Raw genomic sequence first — 26645 nt, 5'->3', positions numbered from 1 at the left:
GGCTCGATTATCGCAATATGTCCGGGGTGCTCAGGCCGCCAGTTCCGCCCGGGCCGCCACGAAGGCGTCCACCGCGCGGTTGACGTCGTCCGTCGACTGGGCCGCGGAGAGCTGCACCCGGATCCGGGCCTGGCCCTGCGGCACCACCGGATACGAGAAGCCGATCACGTACACGCCCCGCTCCAGCAGCAGCTCGGCCATCCGGGCGGCCCGCGACGCGTCGCCGATCATCACGGGGGCGATGGCGTGGTCGCCGGCGAGGATGTCGAAGCCCTCCTCGGTCATCCGCCGGCGGAACAGCGCGGTGTTCTCGGCGAGCCGGACCCGTAGGTCGTCCGCGGACTCCAGCAGGTCGAGGACCTTCAGCGAGGCCGCCGCGATCACCGGGGCGAGGGTGTTGGAGAAGAGGTACGGGCGGGAGCGCTGGCGGAGCAGGGCGACGATCTCGGCGCGGGCCGCGACATAGCCGCCGGAGGCTCCGCCGAGGGCCTTGCCGAGGGTGCCGGTGATGATGTCGACGCGGTCCATCACGCCGTGCAGCTCGGGGGTGCCGCGGCCGGACGGGCCGACGAAGCCGACGGCGTGCGAGTCGTCGACCATGACCATCGCGTCGTAGCGGTCGGCGAGGTCGCAGATCTCGCGCAGCGGCGCCACGTAGCCGTCCATGGAGAAGACGCCGTCGGTGACGACCAGCCGGCGCCGGGCGCCCTGCGCCTCCTTCAACTGGCTTTCCAGGTCCGCGAGATCACGGTTGGCGTAGCGGAAGCGGCGGGCCTTGGAGAGGCGGATGCCGTCGATGATCGAGGCGTGGTTGAGGGCGTCGGAGATCACCGCGTCCTCCGGGCCGAGGAGGGTCTCGAAGACACCGCCGTTGGCGTCGAAGCAGGAGGAGTAGAGGATCGTGTCCTCCTGGCCGAGGAAGCCGGCGAGGCGCGCCTCCAGCTCCTTGTGGACCTCCTGGGTGCCGCAGATGAAGCGGACGGAGGCCATGCCGTAGCCCCAGCGGTCCAGGGCCTCATGGGCGGCGGCGATCACCTCGGGGTGGTCGGCGAGGCCGAGGTAGTTGTTGGCGCAGAAGTTGAGCACCTCGCCGGGGCGGCCGCCCGCGGTCACGCTGACGGTCGCGGACTGCGGGGTGCCGATGACCCGCTCGGGTTTGTGCAGGCCGGCGGCGCGGATCTCGTCGAGGGTGGCGCGCAGGTCGTCGCGCACGGAGTCGAACATCATCAGTCCTTGGTTGTCGTCAGCTGGTCGGTCAGAGGGTCCAGTCGAGGATGACCTTGCCGCCACGGCCGCTCGCGGCGTCGGCGAAGGCCGCCTCGAAGTCGCGGTACCCGTAGCGGCCGGTGATCACGGGGGCGAGGTCGAGTCCGCCCTCCAGCAGGACGGACATCGCGTACCAGGTCTCGAACATCTCGCGGCCGTAGATGCCCTTGATGGTGATCATCGAGGTGACGATCCGGGCCCAGTCGACGGGGAATTCCTGGGCGGCCAGGCCGAGCATGGCGATACGGCCGCCGTGCGTCATGTTGGCGATCATGTCCTGGAGCGCCTCGGGGCGGCCGGACATCTCCAGGCCGATGTCGAAACCCTCGCGCAGCCCGAGCTCCCGCTGCCCGTCGGCGATCCGGGCCTGCGACACGTTCAGGGCGAGACTCACGCCGATCTTGCGGGCGAGGTCGAGGCGTTCCTCGCTGACGTCGGTGATCACGACGTTGCGGGCACCCGCGTGCCGGGACACGGCGGCGGCCATGAGACCGATCGGCCCTGCGCCGGTGATCAGGACGTCCTCGCCGACGAGCGGGAAGGAGAGCGCGGTGTGCACGGCGTTGCCGAACGGGTCGAAGATCGCGGCGACGTCGAGGTCGACGGGGACGCGGTGCACCCAGACGTTGCCGGCCGGCAGCGCGACGTACTCGGCGAACGCGCCGTCGCGGCCGACGCCGAGGCCGACCGTGGCCCGGCACAGATGGCGCCGTCCGGCCAGGCAGTTGCGGCACTTGCCGCAGACGAGATGCCCCTCGCCGCTGACGCGGTCGCCGGCCTTGATGTCCACGACGTCGCGGCCGGTCCCGACGACCTCACCGACGAACTCGTGCCCGACCACCAGGGGCGTGCTGATCGCCTGCTGGGCCCAGCCGTCCCAGGCCCGGATGTGCAGATCGGTTCCGCAGATACCGGTCCGCAGCACCTTGATCAGTACATCACCGGGTCCGACCGCGGGCTCCGGCACGTCCGCGAGCCACAGCCCGGGCTCCGCCTTCTGCTTGACCAGCGCCTTCAACGCTACGGCTCCTGTGCGTGAGGTCCCGGCCGCGGGCACGCCGAAGCGTCCCGCGGCCGCGGAGGGGGGGTGGAATCGCACAGCAATCTGCCGTACCCGGGCGGCTCGGGTCCATCGAGGATTTCTTAACCGCCGCCACAGCTCCGCTTCACGCCCGCACGGCGCTGCGCGCCGGCGCCGAGCAGGTCGGGCGAAGCAGGAGAGTGAGGGGGCGGCCGGCCAGGACGGCCCCGCAGCCGGACGACGGCATGTCACGGCGCTTGCGGCGAAGCGCTCAGTCGAGCCGGGAGACCTGGTAGTGGCTGATGTACCAGTCGTCGCCGGTGCGGGTCACGAGGACCGAGAGCTTGACGTCCAGCGGGGGCCGGTCCGTGAAGGAGAACTCGACGGCCAGGTAGCCGAGGACGACGCCGTCGGCGGGCCGCCGGGTCTCCAGGACCCGGTACACGGCCTTCATGCCGAGGGGCTGGGAGTCGTAGTACGCGGCGACACCCTCCCGTCCGACGCTGTACGGGTGCAGTCCCTGGAAGACGGCGTCCTCGGTGAACTGGGCGGCGATGCGCTCGGGTTGGTGTGCGCCGACGGCCGCCTGCCAGCGGTCGAGCACCCCGCTCAGGATCGCCGTGTCGTCCTTCGTTGTGGTCATGTCCGCTCCTTGGTAAGTGATCTGACGTACGGTCAGTGACCGGCGCTCATACCGCCGTCGACGTGCAGGATCTCTCCGGTGACGAACGGCGCGGTCTCCAGGAAGAGCACCGCGTCGACGATGTCGCTCACTTCACCCATCCGGCCGACCGGGTGCAGGGCGGCGAGGAACTCGTGGGTCTCGTCCGGGTGCATGGGGGTCTTGATGGTGCCGGGCGACACCGCGTTGACCCGGACGCCACGGGTGGCGTACTCGATCGCCAGGGACTTGGTCGCGGCCTGCAGACCGCCCTTGGTCAGCGAGGCCAGGACGGAGGGGACCCGGGCGTCGGCGCTGTCCACCAGGCTGGTGGTGACGCTGACGATGTGTCCGCCGCCCTGGGCGAGCAGATGCGGCAGGGCCTGCTGGGTGAGGTGGAAGAAGCCGTCCACGTTGATGCCGGTCACGGCGGCGTAGTCGGCGGCCGTGTAGTCGGTGAAGGGCTTCGCGACGAAGATGCCCGCGTTGTTGACCACGGTGTCGATACGCCCGAAGCGCTCGACGGCCGCGGCGACGACCCGCTCGGCGGTCGCCGGGTCGGCGATGTCGCCCTGCACGGTCAGGACGTCGGCGTCGTCGGTGGGGGCGATGGTGCGCGAGGTGGCGACGACCGCGTGGCCGAGCTTGCGGTAGCCCTCGACGAGGGCGGCGCCGATGCCCTGCGAGGCGCCGGTGACGATCGCGACCTTCTGGTTCTGTGTGCTCATGGTGACCTTCTCCGTAGTGGCTGACCGGTACTAGCCGACCGGTCGACTATGAGGAAGGTAGGTGGGATCGGTCAGAGGGCGCCAGGATCCGTTTCCTTCCGCGCGGGAGGCGCAGCCTCCCAGTGCGGCTCAGCCCGGGAGCACGTACGGGTCGTCGGCGGGCAGCCAGGCGTCCTCGGCGTGGGTGCCGAGGTCGCCGACGCCGTCGCACAGGGCGTCGACGGCGGCCAGGACCCCGGCGCGGTCCTCGCTCTCACGCCGGACCAGGGACCAGGTCCAGTACACCTTCGGCGCGACGATCTCCCGGCGGACCAGGTCGGGCGGGAGCGGAGCGGTCTGCCCCTTGGGCGAGTTGAGGACCGGGCGGGTGCAGCGGCGGACGTGGTCGAAGAAGGCGGGGCCGGTGACGGCGCCGTCGGAGATGCGCACGGCACGGGCACCGACGGCCTGCGTCAGCTCCTCTGCGTACACGTTCCAGGAGGCCCAGGAGGTGATGTCGTCGTCGATGAGGACGTCGGTGTCCCGGGCCGCCAGATCGCTGGTGTCGGTGCCCTTCGCGACGGCGTACAGCCGGTCGGCGCCGAGCAGCCGGGCCCGCAGCCCGAGCCGCTTGAGGTCCTCGGTGCGCACCCAGCAGACGGCGAGGTCCAGGCTGCCGTCGGCGACCCGGGCGGCCTGGGTGTGGGAGGGGGCGACCCAGGCGTCCACATGCACCCGGGCCACCGCGGCCGTCCGCGAGGCCAGGTCCGGGGGAAGCCAGTTGACGTAACCGAGCCGTACCGACTGCGAACCCGACAGCCGCCCGGCCCGGAGCTTGAGGTCGTCGGCCCGCTCCAGCAGGGCCCGGGTGTGCGGCAGCAGGTCGGCGCCGGCCGGGGTGAGCGAGACCGAGCGGCGATCCCGGTCGAACAGCCGGACACCCAGGTCCCGTTCGAGTGCCTTGATCTGCTGGGAGAGCGAGGGGCCCGCGATGAGCAGCCGCTCGGCGGCCCGGCCGAAGTTCAGTTCCTCGGCGACCGCGACGAAGTAACGCAGCTGGCGCAGTTCCACGCGCGCCATGCTACGCGCGCTGGGAGGCCGCACCTCCCAGCAGCGAGACAACCGGTCGTGGCATCGGCGCTGGTGACGGGCGCAGGATGAACCCACCGAGACCGGAGGGAGCACGTCGTGCGAGAGTTCCTCGTCCAGATCACCACCACCGTCCCCGAGGGCACGGGCCAGGAGGAGGTCGACCGGCGGCGGGCGGCGGAGGCCGTCCGTTCGAGGGAACTGGCGGCGACCGGCCGGCTGGCCCGACTGTGGCGCCCCGTCGGCGAGTTGCGCAGCATCGGCGTCTGGTGCGCCACCGACGAGGAGGAACTCCACGAGAAGGTGCTCGGCACCCTGCCGCTGCGCCCGTGGATGACGGTGACCGTCACCCCGCTGGAGTCCCACCCCAACGATCCGGGCCGGGCCGACGGCACCCGATGACCACCGCATCTCCCTGGACCCATGTCGTCAGGGCGGGCGCCGCGCTCGCCGCGGGGATGGGTGTCGGCCGGTTCGTCTACACCCCGATCCTGCCCCTGATGCAGGCCCGGGCGGGCCTGTCCGCCGGTGCCGGGGCGAACCTGGCCACCGCCAACTACGTCGGCTATCTGGTCGGCGCGCTCGCCGGCACGCTGGCTCCCGCGCTGGTCCGGTCCCGCACGGTGCTGCGCGGTTCCCTGCTCCTGCTGACCGCCACGCTCGCCGCGATGCCCCTCACCCACAGCACCGTGGTGTGGGGCGTGCTGCGGCTGCTGGCCGGGGCGGCGAGCGCCCTGGTCTTCGTCGTCGCCGTCGCCTCCCTGCTGCACCATCTGCGGGAACACCCGGCGCACCTGCCCGGCTGGGCCTTCGGCGGCGTGGGCGCCGGAATCGCACTGTCCGGTCTGCTGGTACTGGCCCTGCGGCCGGTCGCCGACTGGCGGGCCGCCTGGTGGGCCGCCGCCGCGCTCGCCGCAGTGCTGGCCGCGGCCTCGTGGAATCTACGGCCCGAGGACGCGCCGGCCGCCGCGGTGCCCGGGAGCCGGACGGCGGCCCGGACCCACCGCTGGTTCGGCGCCCTGTTCGTCAGCTACTTCCTGGAGGGCGTCGGCTATATCGTCGCCGGTACTTTCCTGGTCGCGGCGATCGGCCAGGGCTCCCCGGGCTGGGTGGGCAGCGGCGCCTGGGTGCTGGTGGGGCTGGCCGCCGTACCGTCCTCGGCGCTGTGGGCCCGGCTGGGGCGCCGGTGGTCCCGCCCCGGCTTGCTGCTCACCGCGCTCACGGTCCAGGCGGTCGGTATCGCCCTGCCCGCGGTGACCGGGAGTACGGCCGCCGCCCTCGGCTCGGCGGTGCTGTTCGGCGCGACGTTCCTGGGCGTCAGCACCCTGGCCCTGGCCACGGGGGCACATCTGCGCTTCCCGCGCTCCGTCGCCCTCCTGACCGCCGGATACTCCGTCGGTCAGATCCTGGGCCCGCTGGCCGTCGCCCCGCTGCTGCGCCACGGCTACCACCAGGCCCTGCTCCTGGCCGCCGCGCTGGTCCTCGCCTCGGCCGCGGCCGCCGCCGTGCTGCGAATCGGCTTCCCGCACCACATGGGCGGGGACCACACAGCACCGGTACGACAACGACAGCGGGCCGGGGCCACCCACACCTAGGGCGGGTACCGGTCGTGATCAATGAGCGGGCCCCTCCCACGCGCTGATCTTCGATCCAGTGGATCGCCTTGGATGACACGCACGCAACTGACCGATGTGGGCTGGGAGTTCATCGAGCCGTACCTCGCGGAGCGTAGCGTGCCGGGATCGCAGTCGTGGGCTCTCAGCGGCAGCCGCGTTCCCGGATGCCGGGGTTCCGGTGGCCCGCTGCCGCCCGGGGAGTGGGGGTTGTGCGCCGCCGGCGCGGTGTCGGTCCGCGGGCTCAGGCGAGGGCGGCGACGAGCAGGGCGAAGGCGGCGATGATGACGGCGACGCGGACGTAGTGGAAGCGGTCCCAGCGGTTCATCTGCTCCTTCCAGTCCTCGGGCCGGTTCTCGGGGGTCCACGTCTTGCCCCGGTTGTTGATCGGGACGAGCAGCAGGAGCGACATGATCACGCTGAGGATCAGCAACGCGCCGGCGGTGACGACGAGGCCGGCGCCCGGGTGGTGCCGTCCGGCGATGGCCCAGACCGCGACGAGGACGAGCGAGCCGATGTACCAGAACGGCATCAGGGCGCCGAGCATCCGGCCCCCGTGGGCGCGGCCGAGTTGGCCACTGTCCTCGGGGAGGGCGTTGAGGATCCGGTTGATGACGAAGGCGACGGAGAACTCCACCCCCACCATCAGGCCGACGACCACGGTGGTGAAGACCTCGAGTGCGTTGAGCATGATGCCCCTCCCGGAATCTAGTGTTGCTAGCTGATGAGGCAAAGCTAGCTCTGCTGCCGCTCGCTTGTCTAGCGATGCTAGGATCGAATCATGTCGGTACAGGAACGCAAGGAGCGCGAACGGGCGGGCCGCGAGCGCCTCATCGTGGCGACGGCCCGCGAACTCGCCGAGCAGCAGGGCTGGGACGCGGTCACCACCCGCCGGCTCGCCGAGCGCATCGAATACAGCCAGCCCGTCCTCTACAGTCATTTCCGCGGCAAGCGCGAGATCATCGGCGCCGTCGCCCTCGAAGGTGCCGCCGAGATGGCCGCGGCGCTGCGGGCCGCGACCTCCGCCGCGGACGGCCCTCGCACCCGGGTCACTGCCCTCGCCCGCGCCTACCTCGACTTCGCCGAGCGCAACCCGGCGGTCTACGACGCCATGTTCCAGCTCGACGGCGGCCTGGCGTTCGCGAAGGAGGACACCCCGGAGCCGCTGAAGGACGCCTTCGCCGCCCTGCTGGAGAGCCTCGGCGAGGTCGCCGGGGACGGGGTTCACCCGGGACTGTTCACCGAGGTGTTCTGGGCGGCCCTGCACGGGCTGGCCACCCTGACCCGGGCGGGACGGCTGCCACCGAGGGACGCCGAGCGGAGGGTGGAACTGCTGGTGGACCGACTCGCCATGCTCTGACACACCGTTCCGGCGGGCACGCAGCCGGGGTCCTCGGGCCCCGGTTGCATGCCTGCGGCATCGCTTCCGGCAGGCCGCCGATGTTCGACCCGCGGGATCACAAAGCCCGGCACGCGGTCGAATGCGGCATCGATCGCCTCAAGGGCACCGCGCCATGGCCACCCGGTACGACAGGCTTGCGGTCCGCCACGAGGCGGCCGTGCTCCTCGCGGCCCTCAACGAGCGGCTATGACCGGCCACGTCACGATGGCGCCGTGTAACAGCGGACGGCCACCGTCTGGTGCGGGCTCCACTGCTGCTCGACCGTAGCCATCAGCTCCCAGCCCAGCCGCTCGTACAGGGCCGCCGCGGCCGTATCGGATGTGACGACGTCGAGCACCGGATGCAGGCCATGACGCCGCGCTTCCTCCACTGCTCGGCCGATCAGCAGTGCACCGATCCGATGCCCCCTCGCCTGCGGCGAAACGAAGAGTCTGCTGACCACGGCGGTCATGCTCCGCGTCGTCCCGTTCCGCTCGCTCCACAACGTCGGAGCCAGATCGCCTTCGCCGACGTGCGACAAACCGACATGCCCGACGAGGCGGCCTTCGAGTTCGGCAACCCAGGAGCCCAGCAGCGGACCGTGGGACAACCACTCGCCGGGCCGATCGGGCCAGTTCACCGGATAGCCGTCGCGCGCATGCACCTCGGCGAGGACCCGCACGCATTCCTCGACGTCGCCCTCCGTCCGCTGCCGGACGCAGAGACTCCGACTCTCAGCAGGCACCCCGGAGCTCTCGATGTTCACTCCGGAATGGAAACACAGGCCACAGAGTCACAGCCAGCGACTTTCGATACACACCCTGGAAGAGCGATGAAGATCCTGCCGAGGATGGTCTGGCAGTGTGGCCGGGAGCTCCTTTGCCCATGCGGTGGCTGAGTTTTTGCCCATGCGGGCGCTGAGTTGAGTTGCCGGGTGGTGCCGGTGTGGGTGAGTCCGAGGTTGATCAGTCGGCCGAGGTCGAGGGCGGGTCTGCCGGTCGTTCCAGGCGATGCGGGGCTTGCCGGGGGCGGTGACGTCGCGTGCGGTGCACCGCGCGGCCGGAACCCGGTCGGCTGCGGGACTTCCCGCATGACGGCGCGGACAGCGGCGATGATCCGGCCCATCGCCACAACACGCGTCTGTCCCCGCCGCTCAGACGGCAGGACCGGAACTCACCATCTCCGTCAGTCTTCTAGCCCCGGCCGTGCAGAGCCTGCGAGAGCGCGTTCATGCTGATGTCGACGATCGTACGGAGCTGCTCCTGGCTCGCCCGGGCCCTGCTCATCACGGCCAGCGACTGGTTGACCGCCGTGATGTGAGTGGCGTAGTTCTCGGCGTCACCCTCGGTCAACTCCGCGGTGTTCAAGGCGGTCCGCAGCCGCGCGTGCTGAAGCCCCACCGCTTCGATCGCACGCGCGGCGATGGCGGGGCTGAGTACGGGTGTCGCCATCGCGGTCTGGGCGACCAGACATCCGTCCGGCACGTCGGGATCCGCGATGCGCTGGAGGGTGACCTCGAAAAACGCCCGCACCGCCCGCAGCGACTCCCCGGCCGCACCGCAGGAAAGCGCCTGGTCGTACCTGTCTCCGTACCGGACGGCGTAGCGGTCCAGGCAGCGCAGGTAGAGCGATTCCTTGTCGCCGAACGAGGAGTAGAGGGAACTTCGGTTCAGTCCGGTCGCCCCGGAGAGGTCGTCGAGCGAGGTGTCGGCGTACCCGGCCCGCCAGAACTGGACCATCGCCGCGTCGAGCGCGACGTCCACGTCGAACTGCTTCTTCCCGGCCATCACACACGCACCCCGTTCCTGAGCCGGCCCGTCCCGGCCTCACCCATCCTATCTTGAACTGATCGGTTCAAGATGCGTTAGGCTCGGGACATGACCGACACCACCACCCCGAACCGCCCTCCCGGCCACGACCACGTCACCGGGCTGCCGCTGCACGACCTCGCGGGTTTCACCCACCGCTGGGTCGACGCGCAAGGAATCCGGCTCCACGCCGTGGAAGGCGGCCGGTCGAACGGCCCCACCCTCGTGCTGCTCGCCGGATTCCCGCAGACCTGGTGGGCGTGGCACAAGGCGATGCCGCGCCTTGCGAAGCGATTCCACGTGATCGCGATCGACCTGCCGGGACAGGGCCACTCCGACCGCCCCCACGGGAGCTACGACACCCACACCGTCGCCTCGTACGTCCAGGCCGCGCTGACCGCGCTCAACGTGCCGCAGTACTGGCTCGTCGCCCACGACATCGGGGCCTGCGTCGCCTTCTCGCTCGCCCTGAAGCACCAAGAGCACCTGCACGGCGTCGCCCTGCTCGACGCCGGCATCCCGGGGATCACCCTCCCCGACGCCATCCCGGCCGATCCCGACCGGGCCTGGAAGACCTGGCACCTCGCCTTCCACCTGGTGCCCGACCTGCCCGAAACCCTGCTCACCGGCCGCGAGCGCGACTACGTCGGCTGGTTCCTCAGGGTCAAAACGCTGTCCCCGAACACCTTCGACAGCGCCGACATCGACCACTACGCCGCCTCCCTCGCCGCCGAGGGAGGGCTCCGGGCGGCTCTCGGCTACTTCCGCGACGCCGCCGAATCAGCGCGCAAGAACCACGAAGCTCTCCGACGAGGGCACCTGACCGTCCCGGTCCTGGGAATCTCCAGCTCCCACGGCTCGATCCCCGACATGGCCGCCTCCCTCAGCCCCTGGGCACAGAACGTGACCGGCGTCGTCATCCCGGAAGCCGGACACTTCATTCCCGACGAGCAGCCCGAGGCAACCGTGGACGCGTTGACCGCGTTCATCGATCACGCGCATGTCAGGTAGAGCATGTCGGGCAGAGCGCTCAGGGAGTTCGCCTACACCAGATCCTCCGCACCCTCGCCGAACCAGCTGTACTGGCAGAAGACCGCCTGTCACACCCCGGCTAGGCCGCCGTCACGCCGAGCAGAGACCGGCAGTTCTGCCACATCGGGCTCAGCCGCTGGGTGTTGTTGTACAGCTTGGCGAACATCACCTGGCCCTCCAGCTGGGCCACCACCGCCCGCGCCGCCTCCCTGGTGTCCGTCACCCCGACCTCGCCGCGCTCGCGGGCCTCGGCGATGACCGACTCCACCATGCCGATCTGCGCGTCGAAGATGTCCTGCAACCGCCCGCGGACCACCTCGGTCTGGTTGCTCAGCTCCAGAGTGAGGTTCCCGAACAGACAGCCCGCCACCGTGCCGCAGCCCTGCTGGACGGCACGCTGACCGGCCTCCGTCTCCTCGAACAGCCGCCGCAACCGCTGGAGCGGCTCCGCCTCGCCGGTCAGGGCCTGCGTCCACTCGCGCTTCTGGGCCTCCCAGTGCTCGTCGACGACCGCGAGCGCGAGGGCCTCCTTGGACTCGAAGAAGTAGTAGAAACTGCCCTTCGGCACCCCGGCCGCCTTGCAGATCTCGGCCACCCCGAGCGCCGAGTACCCGCGCCCCTCGATCAGCGAGCGGGCGGCGTCGAGGATCTTCCGCTTGGCGTCACTGGTGCGTCCCATACGACCAGCCTACGGGCGTACTAGACCGGTCGGCTAGTGACGGGACCGTTCCCCTCGTCACAGCAACGGGAGCCCGTCCGCCTCGCGTCGCTCGATGCGGGCCACCAGATCCGCCGCCGACGACTTGATGGTCTCCAGACCGGCCCGGCCCCAGGGCCGCGGCTCCACGTCGACCACACACACCGTGCCGAGCGCCGTCCCCGTGCTGTCGATGAGCGGGGCGCCCAGATAGGAACGGACGCCGAATTCGTCGACGACCGGGTTGCCCGCGAACCGCGGGTAGTCGCAGACGTCCTCCAGGACCAACGCCTTGCGCCGGACCACCACGTGGGGGCAGAACCCATGGTCGCGGGCCAGCTCACGGCCCAGCACCGGCGTGGTCCCGTCGGGCTTCACCACCGGCGGCGGCACGGCCGGCAGGTGCAGGCCCGCGAAGAACTGCCGGTTCTCGCCGATGAAGTTGACCATGGCGTACGGCGTCCCGGTGACCTCGGCGAGCCGGTCCGCGTAGGCGTCCAGCGCGGGGTCGGGGCGTTCGCCGAGGCCCAGCTGGCCAAGGCGCCTGGTACGTACCGGCACCTCCTTGTCCTCCGGCGTGAGCAGCAGACGACCGGCCGGGCGCGACGGGTCGTACCTCATGGGCGGGCTCCGTCGCTGTGGACGTGGGTCATATATGGGCTCCGTGAGGGGTGTATGGGGTTCACATGTGGGCGCCGTGGCTCGGCGCGGAAACCGGAGCGTGGGCGATGAGATGACGGACGAGGGTGAGCAGGGTCTGGACGCCGGAGCTGGAGATACGGGCGTCGCAGCGGACGACCGGGACCGCCGGGTCGAGGTCGATGGCGGCGCGCACCTCTTCGGGGTCGTATCGGTAGGAACCGTCGAACTCGTTGATGGCGACGATGAAGCCGAGCCCGCGCTCCTCGAAGAAGTCGACGGCCGCGAAGCAGTCCTCCAGACGGCGGGTGTCAGCGAGGATGACCGCGCCGAGCGCGCCCTCGGACAGCTCGTCCCACATGAACCAGAACCGCTCCTGCCCGGGCGTGCCGAACAGGTAGAGCACGTGTTCGGGGTCCAGGGTGATGCGGCCGAAGTCCATGGCCACGGTCGTCTCGACCTTGTTCTCGATGCCGTCGAGGTTGTCGGTCGCGGCGCTCACCGTGGTGAGGAGTTCCTCCGTGGACAGCGGCGCGATCTCGCTGACCGCGCCCACGAAGGTGGTCTTGCCGGCCCCGAACCCACCGGCCACCAGGATTTTCAGCGCGGTGGGGAAGGGGTCACAGCTGTCGTCGTAGTCCATCGAGCACTGCCTCCAGAAGAGACCGGTCAGTCGGGTTGTGGTGGAACACGGGGGGCTTGGCAGTCAGCGCCCCGCAGTCGACGAGGTCGGAGAGCAGCACCTTGGTGACCACGGCGGGCAGCTTGAGGTGCGCGGCGATCTCGGCGACCGAGACGGGTGCGCGGCACAGGTCGAGCGCTTGCGCGTGCTCGGGGCCGAGGTAGCCGAGGGGGGTGGCCCCGGTGGCCATCACCTGCGACATCAGGTCGAAGGCGATGCTGGGCTCGGTGCGGCCGTTGCTGACCGTGAACGGGCGCACCAGGCGTCCGGCCGCATCGTCCAGCCATGGCCCGTCGCCGGCTGCCGCCACCCTCAAGGCCTCATCGCCGTGGGTTCGACGGCATGCTGCCGGGGCGCGGTGACGAGGTACGGGCGGACGCTCTTGACCAGCATCGCCATCTCGTAGCCGAGGACGGCGGCGTCGGCCTCCCGGCCGGCCAGCACGGCGAGGCAGGTGCCGGAGCCGGCGGTGGTGACGAACAGCAGCGTCGAGTCGAGTTCGACGACGACCTGACGGACGTCCCCGCCGTCGCCGAAGCGGACGCCCGCGCTGCGGCCGAGCGAATACAGGCCGGAGGCGAGCGCCGCCATGTGGTCGGCGCTGTCCGGGTCGAGGCCGTGAACGGACTTCACCAGTCCGTCGCAGGACAGGAGCACCGCGCTGGTGGTGTGGGGTACGCGCTGGACGAGGCCGCTCATCAGCCAGTCGAGGTCGGATACCTGGGCGGTCGGCGCATCGCTCGCCATGGTGGATCGACTCCTTGAGGTACGAAGGTCTGCGGGAGCGGTGGGGGTGGGGGTGGAAACGGTGCGGGTCATCCGGCCGGTGCGCTCCCGTCGGGCCGGGCGGTGAATTCGGAGGTGTGCACCGGGCGCAGGGCCGGGGAGTGCGACTGGGGTCGGGACGCGGACCGGGGGTCGACCGGGGCCCCTTGTGCCTGGCTCATGTGTGCCGGAGCCGTGTGGTCCGAGGCCGGGTGGTCCGAGGCCGGGTGTGCCGGAGCCGTGTGCACCGGGCCCATGTGGTCGGAGACCCGGGGGTCCGGACCCAGGTGCTCCGAAGCCATACGGTCTGAGGCCATACGTTCAGAGGCTGTGTAGTCCGGGGCCATGCGCCCGGCCTCCCGGTGTGCCGCCTCGATATGGGCGGCGCCCATAGGTGTGGCCTCCAAGTGCGTGACATCCATGTGCATGGCATCCATGCGCGTGCCGTCCATATGTGGGGCGTCCGCATGTGTGGCGTGGGATGCGCTGCTCGGCGCGCCCCCCGACCCCTCACCGGACCTCGTCACACCGGATCCGTCGCCGACGCCCACGCCGGCGACGCCCATGTCGGCAAGGCCCACACTGGTCAGCCCGGTATAGAAGGTCTCTCCATGTGGCCCGCCCATGGACTCGGCGGCTGTCGGCTCCGTCTGGTTGGCCTCCAGATGCTGCTGGGCCTCGGCGAGGCCGATACCGCGCTGGAAGGCGGCCATCAGGCCGGGGTCGTGTCCGGCCGGCACCTCGTTGTCCTGACGGGGTGCCGGGCCGCCGCGGAGCTGGGGGACGATGTGCTCCTGGGCGCGGCGGCGCGGCAGTTGGGGTTTGCCCATGGTGCCGCGCACCGCGCCGCCGCGCGGGACGGGCGGGGCACCGGCGTGCTCGGCGACCGCGTGCCGGTCCTCGGGTCGGATGCCGGGCAGCGCCTCGGCGGGGTTGAGCCGGGTCTCCTGGGTACCGCGTACCGGCAGCGGTGCGGGGGCGCCCCCGTGCTGTGCGTGCCGGCGCCGCCCGCCGACGGCGGGCGCGGCCGGTCCCTGCTGCGGCGCGGGCCGTCGGTCCGCCGGCGCACCGCCCGGGTCGGCCGCCCGGCCCCCGGCTCCCGCGTTCGGTCCGGGGGCGCCGCCTTGGATGCCGTCCGGCGTCCCGGTGGTGTCGGACGACCGTGCGGTCCCGGCTCCCGGCGCACCGGCCGGTGCCCCCGGAGTGCCGCCCCCGGCTCCCGCGTCGCGCGGCTGCGGTACCGCCCCCGGAGCCCCCGGTGTGCCCGGCGCCGTACCCAGCAGAGCCTGCGGGACGACGAGGACGGCCTGGACGCCACCGTAGATGTTGGTCTGGAGGCGGACGTTGATGCCGTGGCGGCGGGCGAGCTGGGAGACGACGAAGAGACCGATGCGACCGTCGGCCAGCAGGCTGGCGACGTTGACCTGGTCGGGGTCGGCGAGCAGGGCGTTCATCTTGGACTGTTCGCCGACCGGCATGCCGAGCCCGCGGTCCTCGACCTCGACCGCGAGGCCGGAGGTGACGAGGTTGGCGCGGAGCAGCACCTGGGTGTGCGGAGCGGAGAACACCGTGGCGTTCTCCACGAGTTCGGCGAGGAGGTGGATGACGTCGGCGACGGCGTGCCCGCGCAGTTCGCCGTCGATCGGCGGGACGAGTTTGACCCGGGAGTACTGCTCGACCTCGGCGATGGCGGAGCGCAGGACCTCGGTCATGGAGACGGGGTTGCTCCACTGCCGCCGGGACACGGCGCCCCCGAGCACGGCGAGGTTCTCGGCGTGCCGCCGGATGCGGGTGGCCAGGTGGTCGACGTGGAAGAGACCTTTGAGGAGGTCCGGGTCCTCGATCTCGTTCTCCAGCTCGTCGAGGATCGAGATTTCTCGATGCACGAGAGACTGAAGCCGCCGCGCCAGGTTGACGAAGACCTCCAGCTTCTGTTCGCTGCCGGCCTGGCTGGAGAGCTGGGCCGCCTGCACGACGGCGGTGACGGCGCCGTCGTGCGCGCGGGACAGGTCGGCGGCGAGCAGTTCGAAGTCGTCGGCGTCTTCGGGCGGTCCCCCGCGCGGCTTGCGCGGGGGCGGGGTCTCGCCGCGGCGCAACGCGTCGACGAGGGCCAGCAGATCGGCCTCGCCGCGGGCGGCGTTGCGGCGCAGGATGCCGACGCGGTCGCTGACCGAGCGGGCTGCGCGGCCCGCGGCCACGGCGGCGATCACGATAGCCGCGACCGTCACCGAGACCGCTCCGGTGAGCACGACCAGCAGGGTGAGACTGGGCCGGGCACCGGTGGAGCGGACGGTGAACAGGACGGCCGCGCAGCCGCTGAGTGCCACCGCGACCGGCGGCAGCACGGCGAGGCGCATCAGCTGAGGCCGTATGTGGGTCTCGGGCAGCGCGGGAACGGGTCGGGCGACCGGACGTCCGTGCCGACCGCCCTCACGGCGGTCGGCGCGGGCGGCCGGTGCACGGAGGTGAGACATCTGCGTCCTCGTACTGTCCGTCGGGCCTGAATTGCTCGCGCGTGCCGCGCGAGGTGGGCATGCGCCATCGCGGTGCCGGCCGAGGGGACCGCAAAAGAATTCGGCCCCGTGTCGCCCGACGGACACTCACAGTAGTCGCCAACGCATCATGCGCGGTGGGCAGTTGACAAAGTCCCCCGGAGATGGTCCTGCTCTGGTATGAGCTGTCGCACGAAAGACCGATAACCCCCTCGCCACCTCACTCCTGAACGGCCAACGACCGATCTGAGCTGCTCAAAAACGGTCACAAGAAGAAAGGGGGGACCGGAGCGACCGGCACACCGCGCCCTCGCCGGTCGTCGGTCCGCACGCCCACGGCAGGCCCGGCGGGACGACCCATTGGCCTGCCGCACCCTCGCCATCACCCCCCAGAACATCACCCACGGTGACCTCTTTCCCCTCGGCCGCCGTGTGTCCTCGTCCGCGGAGGGCCGTCGAGCCGGTCCACGTCCGTCCCCGCCGCGGCCACGGCCCGCGTCCGGTCCGGGCGGCTCAGGACGTCCGCGCTGTCGACGAACTGGTCCACCGCGCCGACGGTCGGCAGCTCCCGTATGCCGGGGGCCTTGATCCGGGCGACGAGGGCCCGGGTGAAGCGGTCGGCGCGCAGCACCCGGAAGGGCCGGGAGTGGTACGGGCGGGTGGCCGGGTCGACCCGGTCGGTGAGCTCCAGTTCGTTGTGCAGATGGGCGACGATCTCGTACGCGTGCGCCAGGTGCCGTTCGCGGGCGTGCCAGTCCGTGGCGGCGAGAGCGGCGGTGAGCACGGGGGCGAGCCGAGGGGCCGCGGGGGTCCGGGCGAAGGCGCTGCCGAGCCACTTGCCGTAGGGCGGGTAGCGCCGGTCCATCAGGAGGCAGAGCCGCATGAGGTCGCGGACCAGGCGGGCGGCCTCGACGGCGGAGCCGAGTTCGTCGCCGACCTCGCCGCAGCGGCCGACGAAGGCCTCCTCCTGGGCGATGCGCTGCCACTGGCAGGCGAGTACATGGAGCCAGAGGTCATGGGGGTACCAGCCCAGGGCGGCCCGGGCCGGGGAGAGAGTGTGGAGGCCGTCGTGGAACACGGCGCCGGCGGTGACCTCGGCGAGAAGCTGGGTCGGGGTGGCGAGCCAGTCCGCCGGAGTGACACCGGAGGCCGGGTCGAAGCCGAGGACGGCGCGGAACCAGGAGGAGACACCGGTCACTTCGACCCGGTGGTGCACGCGGCCGTCGGTGACCCGCATGACCCGGATGTCGCGGTCCCCCGTGGCGGCGAAGTGGGTGGGCCAGCCGTGGAAGGTCTTCGGAAGGTGTTCGGCGAGCACATGTCTGATCCGCCCACCGTAGCGGGACACGTCGTGGGGGTGCAGGAAGAGCTGGAGGCGCGGGCCCCACTCGTGGTCGGCGGAACGTTCGGTGTCGTAACCGAGGACTTCGGAGCCCGGGCCGACCCGGGCCGCCGAGTGCGGAACGCCGGGGGCGGCCTCCTCCAGCAGCGAGCGTACGGCCTCGGTGTAGAAACGCCGGGACAGCTCAAGTCCCGGTAAAAAAGCAGGGGTTGGCATATGTGCGTGACTCATGCCGATGCCCCTGCCCAGGTTGTGCAGGGGCATGCACGCCACTTTCACGTCACCGTCACACCGGCGGCGCCGTCACTTCACAAGATCGTCCGCGTCCGGGGTCACCGCTTCGCCGGCCAGGCCGAGGTCCTGCGGCCCGGCCTCGCTGCGCGGCTGGACGGCAGGGCGCCACGGCCGGGCGATCGGCGCCGACACCTCGCGCCACCACGGTTCGGCGGGCAGCTTCCCGGACGGCTCGAAGGGCTCACCGGGTCGCGGCAGCGCCACGCCCTGGCCCGCCCCGTCGCCGGCGTCCTTGGTCCACTCCCCCGGCTCGGCCCAGGGGTGCGGGGCGAGGTTGAAGGTGCCCCAGTGGATCGGCAGCAGCACCCCGTGCGGGCCACCGCCCTGCAGGTCGAGGTGGGCCCGCATGCCCTCCTCGGGCGTCATGTGTATGTCGGGCCAGAACTCGCTGTACGCACCGATCTGGATCATCGTCACGTCGAACGGCCCGTGGTCGGCGCCGATGTCCTTGAAACCCTCGAAGTAGCCGGTGTCACCGCTGTGGTAGACACGGTGCCGCTCGCCCGCGACGACCCAGGACGCCCACAGGGTGTGCTGGGTGTTGCGCAGTCCCCGGCCGCAGAAGTGACGGGCGGGGGTGGCCGTCAGGGTGAGCCCGCCGACCTTGGTCTCCTCGTGCCAGTCCAGCTCGCGCAGCCGGTCGGCGGGGACGCCCCAGTGTTCGAGGTGGGCGCCGACGCCGAGCGGCACGGCGAAGACGGTGTCCGTGCCGGCCAGCGCCTTGATGGTGGGCAGGTCGAGGTGGTCGTAGTGGTCGTGCGAGATGACCACCACGTCGACCGGGCCGAGCGTGGCCAGCGGCAGCGGTACCGGGTGCAGCCGCTTGGGCCCGGCGAACGGGAACGGGGAGCAGCGCTCACCCCAGACGGGGTCGAACAGGACCCGGTGCCCGTCGATCTCCACGAGCACACTGGAGTGCCCCATCCAGGTCACCCGCAGCCCGCTCGCGGCGGGCCGGGCGAGGTCGGCGACCGTGGTGGCGTGCACCGGGACGGTGCCCCGGGGAGCGCGGCGGACGCGCTGCTCCTTCTCGAAGTAGATCTTCGCGAAGTTCAGCATCGAGCCCGAGGGGCGGGTGCGGGCGGTACCGCCGGGGTTCTGGAAGACACCGTCCTTGAAGTGCGGTGAGCCCTGGATGCGGGCCATGCGTGCGCCGCTGGGGTCCACGCCGAAGGCAGCGGGCCGCAGCTCGCGGAGCCCGGAGCTCAGGGAACGCAAACGGGACACGGTACCTCCAGTGGTGTGGCCGAGGTACTCCATTATGGTCGGCCCCTCGGGTGGTCGGCGTTGACACCCTGCCGCCCAGCTCCGGATACTGACCCACTGTTCAGTAGCACCCTCTTTCACGAACCTCTCGGGAGCCACTATGGCCGCTCCACTGATGTCTCTCGTCTGGACCGACCACGTCACCGGCCGGCAGGGTTTCCTGGTCGTCGACCGGCTGGTGCGGGGCGTGGCCAGCGGCGGCCTGCGGATGCGGCCGGGCTGCACCCTGGAGGAGGTCACCGGGCTGGCGCGCGGCATGACGATGAAGGAGGCCCTGCACTACCACCCCGAGGGCCGCTACATCCCCCTGGGCGGCGCCAAGGGGGGCATCGACTGCGATCCGCAGGACCCGGGGTCGTACGCCCTGCTGGTCCGCTATCTGCGTGCCATGCGGCCGTATGTCGAGAGCTTCTGGACCACCGGCGAGGACCTCGGACTCACCCAGGACCTGGTGGACCGGGCGGCCGTCGAGGCGGGGCTGGTCTCCTCGATCCAGGCCGTGTATCCGCTGCTGGACGACGAGGCGGCGGCCCGGCGGCGGCTGGCGGACGCCTTCGCCATCGAGGTGGACGGGATCGGTCTCGACGAGCTGGTCGGCGGCTGCGGGGTCGCCGAGTCGGCGCTGACGGCCCTGGACCGGGCCGGGGTGCCGTACCTGGGGACGCGGGTCGCGGTGCAGGGGCTGGGCACGATGGGCGGGGCCACGGCGCGTTTCCTCGCCCGCGCGGGGCTCACGGTGGTGGCCGTCGCCGACGTCAAGGGCACGATCGCCAACCCGGCGGGCCTGGACGTCGAGGCGCTGCTGCGCGCGCGGGACGCGTACGGCACCGTCGACCGCGCGGTGCTGCGCCCCGGCGATCTCGAGCTGCCGGGCGACGCCTGGCTGTCCGCCGACGCGGAGGTGCTGGTGCCGGCGGCGGTGTCCTACGCCGTCGACACGGCCAACGAGCACCTGGTCACCGCCCGCTGGATCGTGGAGGCGGCCAACATGCCCGTGCTGCCCGAGGCGGAGGAGCGGCTCGCGGCGCGCGGGGTGACCGTGCTGCCGGACGTGGTGGTCAACTCGGGTACCAACGCCTGGTGGTGGTGGACCCTGTTCGGCGACATCGGCCCGGACGCGGACGAGGCGTTCGCCCACACCCGCCGCTCGATGCGGGCCCTGGTGGAGCTGATGCTGGATCGCGCGGAGTCCGACGGCACGACCCCGCGCGCCGCGTCCCACGCGCTGGTGGGCGACCGGCTGCCGGTGATCACGGAACGGTTCGGCTGGTACCGCTGAGGGGACGGGTGCTCAGCGGCGCCCGCGCCCTGAAGCGAGGCCACGAGGTTCGGCGGGAAGGCGCCGTGCTTACGGCTGTGCGTCGCGGGTGAGGACGACGGCGTAGCGGCACTCGGCGTCCGTGGTGTTGGCGAAGACACGCTCGGCGGGCGGGCCGAGTTCGACGGTGTCGCCGGCGTCGAGTTCGTGGACCGTGTCGCCGTCGTGGAAGGTCAGACGGCCGTCGAGGACCCAGACGAGCTGTCGTACGAAGGCGAAGGCGGCGGCCGGGTAGGGCACCCGGGCCCCGGCGGGCAGGCGGATCTCGGCGATCTCCGCCGGAAAGCGCGGGCCGGTGATCTGGCGGCGCCGGTAGCCGGTGCCGGGGTCGCGCCACTCGGCCGCCTCGGCGCCGCGCCGCACTCCCGCGGTCTCGGCCATGGCGTCCTGGCCGCCTTCGGCGAGAGCGAGCAGGGACGCGACGCTCAGCTGGAACGCGGCGGACAGCTTGCCGAGGACGACGGCGGTGGGACTGCTCTCGCCGCGTTCGATCCGGCTGATCATCGCCGCGGAGACACCGGAGGCGTCCGCGAGCTGCGCCAGGGTCCAGCGACGGCGTTCCCGCTCGGTGCGGACTCGGGCCGCGATCCGTGCCGCCAAGGAGTCCGCCGACGGATCTACTATGTTGGACATGAATCCAATATACGAGAGAGGCGGGACGGTGACGATCCGCCCGGCCCGCCCCGGTGACACGGAGGCCGTGCGGGCGATCCGCAACCACGCGATCGAGCACTCGACGGCGCTGTGGACCGAGACCCCGCAGTCTCCCGCCGAGGGAGCGGCCTGGCTCGCCATCCATCTGGCGCGCGGCTCGGCGTTCGTGGCCGAAGTGGCGGCCGAAGTGGCGGGCGAGGCGGCGGGCGAGGTGGCCGGATTCGCGGTGTACGGGCCATGGCGGGAGCTGGACGGCTACCGGCACACCGTGGAGGACTCGGTCTACGTCCGCGAGGACCGGCACGGGCTCGGCATCGGCTCGGCGCTGCTGGGCGCTCTCATCACCGCGGCGCGCGCGGCCGGCCACCACGTCGTGATCGCGGGCATCGAGGCGGAGAACACCGCGTCGGTCCGGCTGCACCAGCGGTTCGGCTTCGAGCACGCCGGCACGGTCCGGGAGGTGGGCACCAAGTTCGGCCGCTGGCTGGACCTCACGCTCATGCGGCTGCCGCTGGCCTGACGCGGCGACGCGCGCGGGGTACGACCGATTAGGGTGACCGCGTGGCGAGAGTGCGGTTGAGCGTGGCCGAGCGGCGGGAGGAACTGCTGCGGGCCGCCATCGAGCAGATCGAGGCGCGGGGCGTGGCGGCGATACGGATCGCCGATGTCGCCTCGGCCCTCGGGGTGAGCAACGCGCTGGTGCTGTACCACTTCTCCACGAAGGAGAAGCTGGTCTCCGCCGCCTTCTCCTACGCCGCCGAGGACGACCTGGCGCATCTGCGCAAGCTGCTGGGCCGAGGTACGTCGGCGTCCCGCCGGCTGCGGGCGGCGGTGCGCTGGTACGCGCCGACCGGGCAGGCCAAGGGCTGGCGGCTGTGGATCGAGGGCTGGGCGGTGGCGCTGCGCGAGCCCGCCCTGCGGGAGGTCACCAAGAGGCTGGACCAGCAGTGGAAGGCGGCGATCGCGGAGGTCATCGCCGAAGGGGTGGCCGCGGGCGAGTTCCGGTGCCCCGACCCCACGGCCGCGGCGCTGCGGCTGACCGCCCTGCTCGACGGGCTCGCGGTCCAGCTCACCTCGTACCCGGGCGCCCTGTCGCGCTCCCGGGCGCAGGAGTGGGTCGACGAGGCGCTGGCGCGCGAACTGGGGCTTCCCGAGGAGCAGTAAGGGGCGGCTCGCCAGGGTGCCGCCCCTTACGCGTTCTTGCCGCCCTCAAGCCACGGAAGCGATCCGCATCTTGATGTCGTCCGGGGAGAGCGCCCCCTTGGCCGTCACGTGGTCGCCCGACGACTCGCCGCGCAGCCGTCGTCCGATCCACGGCACCAGGTACTCACGGGCCCAGTGCACGTCGTCGCGGCGGACCTCCAGGGTGCCGCGGGGCGGCAGTGGCGGCCACGGCTGGTCCGGGTCGGCCGGCACCTCGACGCCGAGCACCTGACCGGCCCGCAGCGCCACGCGCGTGTGCCCCTCGGGAGACAGGTGCAGCCGGTCGCCGTCCCAGGCCCGCCGGTCCTGCACGGTCTTCAGGGACCAGAGGTCGAGGACCGGGCAGCCGTACCGGTCGGCGACGGCCCGGACATGGCCGTTGTAGGTGGCGATCTTGCCGCGCAGATGCTTGAGGACGGGCACGCCCCGGGTGTCGAACCCGGTGGTCACCAGAACCGTGCCGACGGCCTCGGTCAGTTGGGCCACGGCCCGCTCGAACCGCTCGGCCACCTCGTCGGGGTCGGTGCCGGGGCGGATGATGTCGTTGCCGCCGGCGCAGAAGGAGACCAGGTCCGGGGCGAGTTCCAGGGCCTGCGGCACCTGGTCCGCCACGACCTGGTCGAGCAGCTTCCCGCGCACCGCGAGGTTGGTGTACTCGAAGTCGCCCTCGGGCTGCCGGTCCGACAGCAGTACCGCGAACCGGTCCGCCCAGCCGACGAACGCCCCGTCGGGGCCGGGGTCGCCGACGCCCTCGGTGAAGCTGTCCCCCACCGCCACGTACGACCCGATCACTGATGCATTGTCACTCTTCGAATCGTCTGCCACGTCGGACCATGATTCACCTTCAACTGTGACCTACGCGACCGTAATAAGGGGTTGACTAGCGGTGAGATAAGACACTTGTAAATACTCGGCCAAGCCAGGAATAAGCCTCTGAGCAGTGGCGTTGAAGCGTCGATCGCCCGAAGGCCGGACCCGGGGATCGGGGGTCCGGCCTTCGGAGTGCGTGTCAGATCAGTGGGCGTACCGGGTCAGCCGACGGCGACGCCCTTCGAGCGGAGGTAGCCGACGGGGTCGATGTCCGAGCCGTAGTCGGGGGTGGTCCGGATCTCGAAGTGGAGGTGCGGGCCGGTCACGTTGCCGGTGGCACCGGAGAGGCCGACCTGCTGGCCCGCGGTCACGGTCTGGCCGACCGAGACGGAGAGCGCGGAGAGGTGGCCGTACTGCGCGTAGTAGCCGTCGGCGAGCCTGATGACGACCTGGTTGCCGTAGGCACCGCCCCAGCCCGCCGTGACGACCGTGCCTTCGCCGACGGCCTTGACCGGGGTGCCGGTCGGGACGACGAAGTCGACGCCGGTGTGGTAGCCGCTGGACCACATGCTGCCGGCCACGTGGTAGCCGGTGCCGATGGTGCCACCGGTGACCGGGAGGGTGAAACCGGAGGCGGTCGTCGTCGGCGCGTCCGAGGAGGAGGCCGTGTCCGAGGGCGACGAGGAGGGGGCGGAGGACTGCGAGTCGGACCGCGCGTGGGACCGCGTCCCGGACCGGGAGTCCGAGCTCGGGGTGTCCGTCGTCGCGGCGTGGCGGCCGCCGAGCGTGAGCTTGAGGCCGGGGTGGATCAGCGAGGGGTTGTCGCCGACGGCCTGCCGGTTGTCGGCGTAGAGCCGGTGCCAGCCGCCCTTGACGTCGTGCTCGCGGGCGATCTTCGAGAGATAGTCGCCGGGCACCACCGTGTAGACGCGGCGCGCGGAATCACCGGTGCCGGAATCCTGAACGGCGGACTGCTGAGCGGCGGCCTTTCGCACAGCCGTCTTCTCGACGGTCGACAGCGACTGGGTGGCCTTTTCGGAAACGGACTGCGAGGTGGCCGCGTGGGCGCCGGTGGCCCCCATGAGCGGCAGAGCCAGCGCGGCGCCACCAGTTCCGGCGACGGCCATCGAACGGGTGAAACGCTGGGACTTGGGGCGGCGGTGCTTACCCTTCGCGGGCATGACGCATTCCTCTCCGGCGCCTGCGAGGTGAGCTGTCGGGTTCGGGCTGGAGCTGCCCGGCCACGCGGGAAGGCGTGGCTACACCCCTAGCCGTCCCGGGAACCGGAACAGGCGGTCATACCTGGTGGGTCCCCCGCTCCTGCCAGGCACGGGTGAGTGTGTGTGGGGACTCCGGGCGGCGGCAGGATTCGGCGTTCCGTCCGGATGCGTGGCGAACGTAAGCGAGTAGGGCGCGCGTAAACAAGCGGCATATTCCCTCTGTCCGAGTTTCGCTTGATCCGTTACGGGAATCCCCGGTCACCCTCCGTGAATTCCACCCTTCCGCGCTTTCCTGATCCCCTTGAAAAGCAGGGGAATTACGTGAACATGACGCGCGACGGACGGTCACGAATATGACGCTCCTCACGCACGTCACGCCACGTCCCCTTATTCCGCACCGAGTTGCAATGAAGGCACCAAATCGGTCAGAAGGCTCAGATGCGACGCAGCCGGAGAACCGTCGCATCCAGGTCGCCGCGCAGCTCGGTGCGCAGCCCGTGGTGCAGCAGAACGGCACCTCGATGCACTTCGCCCGTTTCGCGGCATTCGTACGACGCCGCCGGGTCGAGGCCCTGCAAGCGGAGCGCCGGCATCGGCTCGCCGTAGCTCTGCGCCTGGAGCCAGGCGAGGACCACGGTCTCGTCGCCGAGCGTGTACTGCACGGCGCTGAGCCCGCCGGTCGGCGGCCGCAGCCGGAACTGGTCGCCGCGCTGCACCAGGGGCCGGATGTCCTTGTAGAGCTCCACCCAGCGGCCGGCCTCGGCGAGCTCCTCCTCGGTCCACTGCGAGAGGTCGCCGCCGACCCCGAGCGCCCCGGCCATAGAGCTGACGAAGCGGAAACGCAGGCTGCTGACCCGGCCGTTGAGCTGGTGGTTCGGGCTGTCGGTGACCCAGGCGGACATCACCCGGGCCGGGTGGATCTGGCTGAAGCCGTGCTGGATGGCGAGCCGGTCCAGCGGGTCGGTGTTGTCGGAGGTCCACACCTCGTCGGTGCGGCTCATGATGCCGAGGTCGATCCGGCCGCCACCGCCGGAGCAGGACTCGATGGCGACGCCCGGGTGGGCCGCCCGGATCCGGTCGAGCAGGGCGTAGAGCCCACGGACGTGGTCGACCCACAGCCGCTGCGGGTACGGCTCGCCGGGCCAGCCCGCGTCCGTGAAGCAGCGGTTGAAGTCCCACTTGACGTAGTCGATCGGGGCGCTGGACAGAAGGGTGTCCAGCTGCTCCCAGAGGTACTCCTGGACGTCCTCGCGGGCGAGGTTGAGAACGAGCTGATTGCGCAGTTCCGTCCGCTTTCGTCCCTGCTGGTACTGCACCCAGTCGGGGTGTGCGCGGTACAGGTCGCTGTCCGCGTTGACCATCTCGGGCTCGACCCAGATGCCGAACTGCATGCCGAGGGCGTGCACGTAGTCCGCGAGGGGCTTGAGTCCCTTGGGGAAGCGGTCCGGGTTGGGCGTCCAGTCGCCGAGGCCCGCGCGGTCGCTGGTGCGGGCGCCGAACCAGCCGTCGTCGACCACGAACAGCTCGACACCGATCGCGGCGGCCCGCCGGGCGAGGGTGGCCTGCTGCTCCTCGGAGATGTCGAAGGTGGTGGCCTCCCAGGAGTTGAACAGCACCGGCCGGTCCTGCTCGGCGTCCGGGATGACGTACGCCCGCTGGTAGGCGTGCCAGGCGCGGCTCGCCCCGCCGAAGCCGCCGTCGGTCCACAGGCCCGCGAAGACCGGGCTGGTGTACGACTCGCCCTCGGCCAGCATCAGCAGGCCCGAGTCGTCGTAGCCGGCGCCGCCGGTGATCTGCACGCGCGCGTCGGGGAGTTGGGCGACGGCGATCCGCCAGGAGCCGGACCAGCCGAGGGCACAGCCCCAGACCTCGCCGCGCTCCTCGGTGGCGTCGGTGTCGAGGGCGACCCAGGGCAGGTGCTGGTGGCTGGTGTGGCCGCGGCGGCTGCCGATCACCTTCTCGCCGTAGGTGAGAGGCGCGCTGGTGAGGCGGGACTCGGCGGCCCAGCGGCCGTGCAGCTGGGAGAGCCGCCAGCCCTCGCGGTCGGGGAGCGTCCAGGCGGCGGGGTCGGCCCGCAGCAGCTCCACGCGCGCGTCCCCGTGGTTGTCGACGGTCACCCAGCGCTCGACGACGTCGCCGCGCATCCGGTAGTGCAGGGTGATGAGGATCCCGTCGTCCCGGAAGCGCAGCCGCAGCTCCTCGCCGGCCGCGGCATCCCCGGCGCCGCCGTCCGTCTCGTACGACTCGAAGGTCCACTCGGTGCCGCGGCGCTCCTCGGTGCGCACGGACAGCGCGGGGCGGACGAAGCGGGGGCCGCCCTCGACGGGGTACTCCTCGCGGCCGTCCAGCGGGGACTCGAACGCCCAGTAGCCGGGCAGCGCCCGGGTGCTGAGCTCCTCGGCGTCGGCGAGCCCGATTTTCGGGCCCCAGTGCAGGTGGAGCAGTTCGTCGCCCTCCGTGAGGTGCAGCGCATAGCTGCTGCCCGGGCCCGACAGGAGCCAGGTACGACCGTTTTCGGCGATGTCCACCACGAGAAACCTCACACAAGTGCCAACAGATCCGCTCAAGCACCAACATCATCAAGGGCGCGGGCCCCGGAGGCAACGCCTGTGGACAACTCATTGCCCGTGGAAACCGATGTCGTATGGTCGATCCAGTGCCCGTCGACGAGCAGCGCCGATGGGG

The 26645-nt window shown here is 71.4% G+C and carries 27 protein-coding genes and 1 riboswitch; of the genes, 7 read left to right on the top strand and 20 right to left on the bottom strand.

Features of this window, described 5'->3' with window-relative positions; genetic code table 11:
• Window positions 1–30: 30 nt before the first annotated feature.
• The 5 genes from ACFWXC_RS08110 to ACFWXC_RS08090 all read right to left on the bottom strand — a co-directional run bounded on the left by ACFWXC_RS08110 (window position 31) and on the right by ACFWXC_RS08090 (window position 4735).
• The gene (locus ACFWXC_RS08110) at window positions 31–1224 is read right to left on the bottom strand and encodes a glycine C-acetyltransferase (protein WP_384474902.1); all 1194 of its coding nucleotides are present in this window, start codon (window positions 1222–1224) and stop codon (window positions 31–33) included.
• A gap of 31 nt (window positions 1225–1255) precedes the next feature.
• Window positions 1256–2284 carry an L-threonine 3-dehydrogenase gene (tdh, locus tag ACFWXC_RS08105; RefSeq protein WP_384474852.1) on the bottom strand — a complete coding sequence of 343 codons (1029 nt, stop codon included), beginning with the start codon at window positions 2282–2284 and terminating at the stop codon, window positions 1256–1258.
• 274 nt (window positions 2285–2558) lie between these two features.
• Window positions 2559–2930: a YybH family protein gene (locus tag ACFWXC_RS08100; RefSeq protein WP_384474848.1), complete on the bottom strand. Its 372-nt coding sequence runs from the start codon at window positions 2928–2930 to the stop codon at window positions 2559–2561.
• A 32-nt stretch (window positions 2931–2962) separates the two neighbouring features.
• A complete protein-coding gene (locus tag ACFWXC_RS08095) occupies window positions 2963–3676 on the bottom strand; it encodes an SDR family NAD(P)-dependent oxidoreductase (RefSeq protein WP_384474845.1) in 714 nt (237 codons plus the stop codon).
• A 129-nt stretch (window positions 3677–3805) separates the two neighbouring features.
• A complete protein-coding gene (locus ACFWXC_RS08090) occupies window positions 3806–4735 on the bottom strand; it encodes a LysR family transcriptional regulator (protein WP_384474842.1) in 930 nt (309 codons plus the stop codon).
• Between the two features lie 108 nt (window positions 4736–4843).
• On the opposite strand from ACFWXC_RS08090, the gene ACFWXC_RS08085 reads away from it, so the two are divergent.
• Both ACFWXC_RS08085 and ACFWXC_RS08080 read left to right on the top strand, forming a co-directional pair.
• Window positions 4844–5146 carry a muconolactone Delta-isomerase family protein gene (locus tag ACFWXC_RS08085; protein WP_384474839.1) on the top strand — a complete coding sequence of 101 codons (303 nt, stop codon included), beginning with the start codon at window positions 4844–4846 and terminating at the stop codon, window positions 5144–5146.
• Window positions 5143–6339, top strand: coding sequence for a YbfB/YjiJ family MFS transporter (locus ACFWXC_RS08080; RefSeq protein WP_384474836.1), 1197 nt, complete (start codon window positions 5143–5145; stop codon window positions 6337–6339). Before ACFWXC_RS08085 ends, ACFWXC_RS08080 begins: the two co-directional genes overlap by 4 nt.
• A gap of 262 nt (window positions 6340–6601) precedes the next feature.
• Here ACFWXC_RS08080 and ACFWXC_RS08075 read toward each other — a convergent pair whose 3' ends face one another.
• Window positions 6602–7048: an anthrone oxygenase family protein gene (locus tag ACFWXC_RS08075; RefSeq protein WP_384474833.1), complete on the bottom strand. Its 447-nt coding sequence runs from the start codon at window positions 7046–7048 to the stop codon at window positions 6602–6604.
• A gap of 90 nt (window positions 7049–7138) precedes the next feature.
• Between ACFWXC_RS08075 and ACFWXC_RS08070 the strand changes: the two genes are divergently transcribed.
• A complete protein-coding gene (locus ACFWXC_RS08070; protein ID WP_384474830.1) occupies window positions 7139–7717 on the top strand; it encodes a TetR/AcrR family transcriptional regulator in 579 nt (192 codons plus the stop codon).
• 241 nt (window positions 7718–7958) lie between these two features.
• On the opposite strand, the gene ACFWXC_RS08065 is transcribed toward ACFWXC_RS08070, so the two are convergent.
• Together ACFWXC_RS08065 and ACFWXC_RS08060 are read right to left on the bottom strand one after the other, a co-directional pair.
• A complete protein-coding gene (locus tag ACFWXC_RS08065; protein WP_384474899.1) occupies window positions 7959–8420 on the bottom strand; it encodes a GNAT family N-acetyltransferase in 462 nt (153 codons plus the stop codon).
• A gap of 511 nt (window positions 8421–8931) precedes the next feature.
• On the bottom strand, window positions 8932–9525 hold the full coding sequence (locus ACFWXC_RS08060; protein WP_384474827.1) for a TetR/AcrR family transcriptional regulator: 594 nt from the start codon (window positions 9523–9525) through the stop codon (window positions 8932–8934).
• Between the two features lie 90 nt (window positions 9526–9615).
• Here ACFWXC_RS08060 and ACFWXC_RS08055 point away from each other — a divergent pair, with 90 nt between their 5' ends.
• On the top strand, window positions 9616–10557 hold the full coding sequence (locus ACFWXC_RS08055) for an alpha/beta fold hydrolase (RefSeq protein ID WP_384474824.1): 942 nt from the start codon (window positions 9616–9618) through the stop codon (window positions 10555–10557).
• A 100-nt stretch (window positions 10558–10657) separates the two neighbouring features.
• Here ACFWXC_RS08055 and ACFWXC_RS08050 read toward each other — a convergent pair whose 3' ends face one another.
• From ACFWXC_RS08050 to ACFWXC_RS08015, 8 genes are all read right to left on the bottom strand, one after another.
• Window positions 10658–11257, bottom strand: a complete 600-nt coding sequence (locus ACFWXC_RS08050) for a TetR/AcrR family transcriptional regulator (RefSeq protein WP_384474821.1) — start codon at window positions 11255–11257, stop codon at window positions 10658–10660.
• Window positions 11258–11314: 57 nt separating this feature from the next.
• Window positions 11315–11896: a GAF domain-containing protein gene (locus ACFWXC_RS08045; protein WP_384474818.1), complete on the bottom strand. Its 582-nt coding sequence runs from the start codon at window positions 11894–11896 to the stop codon at window positions 11315–11317.
• A gap of 61 nt (window positions 11897–11957) precedes the next feature.
• The gene (locus ACFWXC_RS08040) at window positions 11958–12557 is read right to left on the bottom strand and encodes an ATP/GTP-binding protein (protein ID WP_384474815.1); all 600 of its coding nucleotides are present in this window, start codon (window positions 12555–12557) and stop codon (window positions 11958–11960) included.
• Entirely contained in the window at window positions 12535–12906 is a 372-nt protein-coding gene (locus ACFWXC_RS08035; protein ID WP_351705625.1) for a DUF742 domain-containing protein, read from the bottom strand. Before ACFWXC_RS08035 ends, ACFWXC_RS08040 begins: the two co-directional genes overlap by 23 nt.
• 2 nt (window positions 12907–12908) lie before the next feature.
• Window positions 12909–13343 (bottom strand): roadblock/LC7 domain-containing protein, encoded by a 435-nt coding sequence (locus ACFWXC_RS08030; RefSeq protein ID WP_046728213.1) that lies wholly within the window; start codon window positions 13341–13343, stop codon window positions 12909–12911.
• Between the two features lie 68 nt (window positions 13344–13411).
• A complete protein-coding gene (locus ACFWXC_RS08025; protein ID WP_384474811.1) occupies window positions 13412–15835 on the bottom strand; it encodes an ATP-binding protein in 2424 nt (807 codons plus the stop codon).
• 415 nt (window positions 15836–16250) lie between these two features.
• On the bottom strand, window positions 16251–17411 hold the full coding sequence (locus ACFWXC_RS08020) for a DUF4037 domain-containing protein (RefSeq protein WP_384474896.1): 1161 nt from the start codon (window positions 17409–17411) through the stop codon (window positions 16251–16253).
• An 87-nt stretch (window positions 17412–17498) separates the two neighbouring features.
• Window positions 17499–18749, bottom strand: a complete 1251-nt coding sequence (locus tag ACFWXC_RS08015) for an MBL fold metallo-hydrolase (RefSeq protein WP_384474808.1) — start codon at window positions 18747–18749, stop codon at window positions 17499–17501.
• 106 nt (window positions 18750–18855) lie between these two features.
• Between ACFWXC_RS08015 and ACFWXC_RS08010 the strand changes: the two genes are divergently transcribed.
• The gene (locus ACFWXC_RS08010; protein WP_384474805.1) at window positions 18856–20034 is read left to right on the top strand and encodes a Glu/Leu/Phe/Val dehydrogenase dimerization domain-containing protein; all 1179 of its coding nucleotides are present in this window, start codon (window positions 18856–18858) and stop codon (window positions 20032–20034) included.
• A 69-nt stretch (window positions 20035–20103) separates the two neighbouring features.
• Here the strand turns inward: ACFWXC_RS08010 and ACFWXC_RS08005 are convergent, their stop codons facing one another.
• Window positions 20104–20706, bottom strand: coding sequence for a helix-turn-helix domain-containing protein (locus tag ACFWXC_RS08005; protein ID WP_384474802.1), 603 nt, complete (start codon window positions 20704–20706; stop codon window positions 20104–20106).
• Here ACFWXC_RS08005 and ACFWXC_RS08000 point away from each other — a divergent pair.
• Window positions 20705–21247, top strand: coding sequence for a GNAT family N-acetyltransferase (locus ACFWXC_RS08000; RefSeq protein ID WP_384474799.1), 543 nt, complete (start codon window positions 20705–20707; stop codon window positions 21245–21247). The two genes, ACFWXC_RS08005 and ACFWXC_RS08000, sit on opposite strands and share 2 nt — an antisense overlap.
• Window positions 21248–21288: 41 nt before the next feature.
• Window positions 21289–21891, top strand: coding sequence for a TetR/AcrR family transcriptional regulator (locus ACFWXC_RS07995; RefSeq protein ID WP_384474796.1), 603 nt, complete (start codon window positions 21289–21291; stop codon window positions 21889–21891).
• A gap of 45 nt (window positions 21892–21936) precedes the next feature.
• On the opposite strand, the gene ACFWXC_RS07990 is transcribed toward ACFWXC_RS07995, so the two are convergent.
• The 3 genes from ACFWXC_RS07990 to ACFWXC_RS07980 form a co-directional block, all read right to left on the bottom strand.
• The gene (locus ACFWXC_RS07990; protein ID WP_384474793.1) at window positions 21937–22722 is read right to left on the bottom strand and encodes an SGNH/GDSL hydrolase family protein; all 786 of its coding nucleotides are present in this window, start codon (window positions 22720–22722) and stop codon (window positions 21937–21939) included.
• Between the two features lie 239 nt (window positions 22723–22961).
• Complete coding sequence (locus ACFWXC_RS07985) at window positions 22962–23921, bottom strand: peptidoglycan DD-metalloendopeptidase family protein (RefSeq protein WP_384474790.1); 960 nt, start codon at window positions 23919–23921, stop codon at window positions 22962–22964.
• Between the two features lie 4 nt (window positions 23922–23925).
• Window positions 23926–24086, bottom strand: a riboswitch (cyclic di-AMP (ydaO/yuaA leader).
• Window positions 24087–24394: 308 nt separating this feature from the next.
• The gene (locus ACFWXC_RS07980) at window positions 24395–26491 is read right to left on the bottom strand and encodes an alpha-galactosidase (protein WP_384474787.1); all 2097 of its coding nucleotides are present in this window, start codon (window positions 26489–26491) and stop codon (window positions 24395–24397) included.
• Window positions 26492–26645 lie beyond the last annotated feature (154 nt).

This window comes from Streptomyces sp. NPDC058683, from assembly GCF_042716195.1.
GTDB lineage: Bacteria > Actinomycetota > Actinomycetes > Streptomycetales > Streptomycetaceae > Streptomyces.
This window is presented reverse-complemented; position numbering and strand designations above follow the sequence as displayed.